The sequence below is a fragment of the Polaromonas sp. genome (assembly GCF_030682935.1).
Taxonomy (GTDB): domain Bacteria; phylum Pseudomonadota; class Gammaproteobacteria; order Burkholderiales; family Burkholderiaceae_C; genus Polaromonas.
Genome location: NZ_JAUXNA010000240.1, coordinates 1 through 4,168, shown reverse-complemented (window position 1 = coordinate 4,168; position 4,168 = coordinate 1). Strand labels below are relative to the sequence as shown.

At 60.7% G+C, this 4,168-nt stretch carries 6 protein-coding genes; 5 read left to right on the top strand and 1 reads right to left on the bottom strand.

What is annotated here, in order from left to right; genetic code table 11:
- Positions 1 to 30: 30 nt before the first annotated feature.
- On the top strand, positions 31 to 882 hold the full coding sequence (locus Q8K05_RS11180) for an ion transporter (protein WP_305246689.1): 852 nt from the start codon (positions 31 to 33) through the stop codon (positions 880 to 882).
- Between the two features lie 13 nt (positions 883 to 895).
- Here the strand turns inward: Q8K05_RS11180 and Q8K05_RS11175 are convergent, their stop codons facing one another.
- A complete protein-coding gene (locus Q8K05_RS11175) occupies positions 896 to 1,453 on the bottom strand; it encodes a YaeQ family protein (protein ID WP_305246687.1) in 558 nt (185 codons plus the stop codon).
- Positions 1,454 to 1,664: 211 nt separating this feature from the next.
- On the opposite strand from Q8K05_RS11175, the gene Q8K05_RS11170 reads away from it, so the two are divergent.
- The 4 genes from Q8K05_RS11170 to ppk2 all read left to right on the top strand — a co-directional run.
- Positions 1,665 to 2,375 (top strand): glycine zipper 2TM domain-containing protein, encoded by a 711-nt coding sequence (locus tag Q8K05_RS11170; RefSeq protein WP_305246686.1) that lies wholly within the window; start codon positions 1,665 to 1,667, stop codon positions 2,373 to 2,375.
- A gap of 150 nt (positions 2,376 to 2,525) precedes the next feature.
- Positions 2,526 to 2,807, top strand: coding sequence for a DUF427 domain-containing protein (locus tag Q8K05_RS11165; protein ID WP_305246685.1), 282 nt, complete (start codon positions 2,526 to 2,528; stop codon positions 2,805 to 2,807).
- Positions 2,808 to 2,921: 114 nt separating this feature from the next.
- The gene (locus tag Q8K05_RS11160) at positions 2,922 to 3,359 is read left to right on the top strand and encodes a universal stress protein (RefSeq protein ID WP_305246684.1); all 438 of its coding nucleotides are present in this window, start codon (positions 2,922 to 2,924) and stop codon (positions 3,357 to 3,359) included.
- A gap of 129 nt (positions 3,360 to 3,488) precedes the next feature.
- A partial coding sequence (ppk2, locus tag Q8K05_RS11155) for a polyphosphate kinase 2 (protein ID WP_305246688.1) occupies positions 3,489 to 4,168 on the top strand: 680 nt, incomplete at its 3' end.

The window sequence follows — 4,168 nt, the reverse complement described above, 5'->3', positions numbered from 1 at the left end:
AGTACCCGTCAACCCCCGCATGGAAAGCCGCTGGCTGGCTGGCGGCTGCGCCTGTACACCATTATTTTTGAAGCCGACACCCGTGCCGGGCGATGGTTTGACAAAAGCCTCATTTTCATCATCCTGACCAGCATTGCCTTGGTGATGGCGGACAGCGTCGAGTCCCTGCACCTGGCGCATGGCCGGATGTTCCAGGTGATGGAGTGGGTTTTTACGTTTCTTTTTACCGCTGAATACATCGCCCGGCTGCTGTGCGTGCGCCGGCCGCTGCAGTATGCGGGCAGCTTTTTCGGCTTCATTGATCTGCTGGCCTTGCTGCCCACTTACCTGGCGCTGTTTTTTCCGGGGCTCCATGCGTTGATTGATGTGCGCGTGCTTAGGCTGCTGCGCGTGTTTCGGGTGTTCAAGCTCACGGCCTATGTGACTGAATACCAGTCGCTGGGGCGTGCACTGGCCGCCAGCGGCCGCAAGATTCTGGTGTTTTTAACGGCTGTGCTGATGCTGGTTTTGGTCATGGGCACGGTGATGTATGTGGTCGAGGGCCGGGACAATGGCTACACCAGCATTCCAACCTCGATTTACTGGGCCATCAGCACCGTGACAACGGTGGGCTTTGGCGACATTACGCCAAAAACCGATTTGGGACGGCTGATTACTTCCTTCATGATGCTGCTCGGCTGGGGCATTCTGGCGGTGCCCACAGGCATTGTCACGGCGGAAATGGCCGCACAGCGGCGTATGGCGCAGGTGCCCGTGCCCACCACACGCACCTGCCACGAGTGCCTGACCGAGGGGCACACACCTGACGCCAATTACTGCCTGCACTGCGGCGCCAGGCTGCCGCCCTACCAGCAGCAGGAAAAAGCAGCCGAATCACCCTGACGCTGCGGCCCCTTCAGGCGCCGGCGGTCAGCCTGCGTGGCGTGATTTCCACCGAATCGGTGGCCGTGCTCATCCACACCGTGCCGTCCTGAACCGTGACTTGCAGCTGCATGCCGCGCTCGGCCAGTTTGGCCAGCGCCTGGCTTTGCGCCGCCTCAATCTGCCACACCAGCAGATTGTCAGCGCGCGTCAGTTTGCTTTCAATGCCTTTCCACCACACTGGCGTGCTGCTGGAAAAGCTGTACACGCTGACGCGTTCGGCGCGCCCCGCTGCGCGCATCAGGCGCTTGTCGTCGGGCTGGCCCACGTCAATCCAGTGCAGCACCGCTTCGGTGTAGTCTTTGTGCCACAGGGCGGGCTCGTTCACATCCCACAGGTCTTTGGCAAATTCAAGCTTGCCCTTTTTGTCGTCGGCTGGCACATTGAGCGCAAAGGCCAGCAGGCGGATCATCATGCGTTCATCGGTCTCGGACGGATGGCGCGCAATGATCACGCTGTGGTCGGCATAAACGCCGCGGTCCATGTCGGCGATTTGCAGTTGGGCTTTGTGAATGGTGGCTTTGATGGCCATGGGGAATTGTTCTCAGGTGGCGGCCCGTTGGACCCGCGTTAAACGTTCTATTGGAACAGCCTTTTTGTGGGAGGATCAGGCCGGGGTGCCTGAGGGCTCCAGCGCGCCTGCTTGGCCCGTCTGGAAAGCTTTACTTACGAATGTCACCTCCTCCTACGCGGCGCGTTCTGGCGAGCGGTTACAAACGGAATTCACAACAAGGAGTTCCATCATGGACGCCCATCAACAAGTAGCCAACAACGCCATCACCCCGCCGACCCTGACCGAACGGCTGCGCAGCAGCAAGGCGCTGATTCCCACCCTGGCGGTGATGGGCGTGACTGTCATGGCACTCGCCGCCACTTTGGTGGTGAACCGGACTGAAGCGCAGCCCGGCGGAGCCGAAGCCGTCGCCAAAGCACAAACGGACAAGGAAAAAACCGTCAGGGCTGAGGCCTTCACCAAAGCGGATCCGGGCAAGGAAAAAACAGTTGCGAAAGCACTGGCGACCACGACCAAGCGCGCCCCTGTCGCAGTCGCCCAGGCGCCGAAAGCTGCCATTTGCACGACCTGCGGCACGGTGGAATCTGTGGTCGCCGTGCAGCGCCAGGGACAGGTCAACGGCGTCGCCGTTGGCGGCACCACGGTGGGCTTGGGCACCGTGGCCGGTGGTGTCGTCGGCGGTCTGCTGGGCAATCAGGTTGGCGGCGGCAGCGGCAAAACGGCCATGACCGTACTTGGCGTGGCAGGCGGCGCTTTTGCGGGCAATGCCATCGAGCACAACATGAAGAAAGTCACCAGCTACCAAATGCGTGTCCGCATGAACGACGGCTCGCTGCGAACCATTGAGCAGGCCAGTGCCGTTCAGTCGGGCGCCCGGGTGGTGGTCGAGGGCAACACCCTGCGCCTGGCACCCTCCGCCAGTTCTGCTGCTGCGGGCTAGGCGGCAGGCAGCGGCGCGTTGGCATGATGCGTCTTGAAATGAGTCATTGCGTAATGCACTGGCGAGCGCGACTGAGCGCGACTGGCACCGCAGGGTCGGCGAAACGGCCCGGCATTATGCGAAGATTCACACTATTTCAGCAAGGAACCCATGAAAGCAATCTGGAATGGCGCAGTGATTGCGCAAAGCGATGAGACGGTAGTGCTTGAGGGCAACCACTACTTTCCCGAGAATACGCTCAATCGCGACTACGTGACCTTCAGCAACCACCACACCACATGTTCCTGGAAAGGCCAGGCCAGCTACTACTCGCTGCTGGTCGATGGAGAAATGAATACCGATGCCGCCTGGTATTACCCCGATCCCAAATCCGGGGCGGAGAGCATCAAGGGGCATGTCGCTTTCTGGAAGGGTGTGAAGATCGAACCCTGATGCGCACGGCGTTCTGTCTGACGCGGATTTGCCCGGCGCTGGCTTATAAATGGGCTGGGCTGGGTTGGAATACGCTGCCGAGAATTCAGCCATGGTTTTCAAGGAGTCGCTTCCATGTTCAAACACATCCTGGTTCCTGTAGACGGCTCGTCCACCGCACGCCAGGCCATCGGCAAGGCCATGGCGATTGCCGAGGCGTTCAAAAGCGCGGTGACGGTCGTCTATGTCATTGATCCTTATGCCTTTACCGGCGTGGGGGCGGACTTTGCCTATGGCCAGGCCGAGTACCTCAGTGCGGCGGCGGCCGAAGCCGAAGAAGCGATCAAGGCTGCGAAGCAGGCTTTTGAGGAGCGCGGCATCAGCGTCAACGGATCGGTCGTGGAGGGGCATTCGATTTACCGCGGCATCCTTGACGCGGCGGCGTCCGTGAACGCCGACCTGGTGGTCATGGGTTCGCACGGCCGGCGCGGGCTTGAACGGCTGGTACTGGGCAGCGTCACGGCCCAGGTGCTGTCGCATGCGCATTTGTCCGTTCTGGTTGTTCGCGAATAGGCGTGCGGGTTTCGGGGTAAGTCGTTCGTATTTTCATCAAACTGCAACACAAGGCCTGTAGTCTATGCGGCATTTGGCGACCTCAGGTTTTGCAGGAGAGACCCCTTGAATTCAAGCGACGAAGAAGTGATGCGGCGCATTCGCCACGACCTGATTGACAGCTATGACGAAGAGCTGGAAATGGAACTGGAAGACCGCACGGTGGCGCAGCTGACCGGCGAAGAGCCGCTGACCCACAGCCCCGAAGACAAAGAAAACCGCAGGCAGTATTTCCGCGAGCTGTTCCGCCTCCAGGGCGAACTGGTCAAGCTGCAGGACTGGGTGGTCAGCACCGGCCACAAGGTGGTCATTTTGTTTGAGGGGCGCGATGCCGCGGGCAAGGGCGGCGTGATCAAACGCATCACCCAGCGCCTCAACCCACGCGTGTGCCGCGTGGCGGCGCTGCCCGCGCCCAACGACCGCGAACGCACCCAGTGGTACTTCCAGCGCTACGTGGCGCACCTGCCTGCGGCGGGCGAGATCGTGCTGTTCGACCGCAGCTGGTACAACCGCGCCGGCGTGGAGCGCGTCATGGGTTTTTGCACCGACGAGCAGTACGAGGAGTTTTTTCGTACCGTGCCGGCACTTGAAAAAATGCTGGTCAGCTCAGGCGTTCAGATCATCAAGTACTGGTTTTCCATTTCCGACGAAGAGCAGAACCTGCGTTTTCTGGGCCGCATGCACGATCCGCTCAAGCAGTGGAAGCTCAGCCCCATGGACCTGGAGTCCCGCAGTCGCTGGGAGGCGTACACCAAGGCCAAGGAAATCAT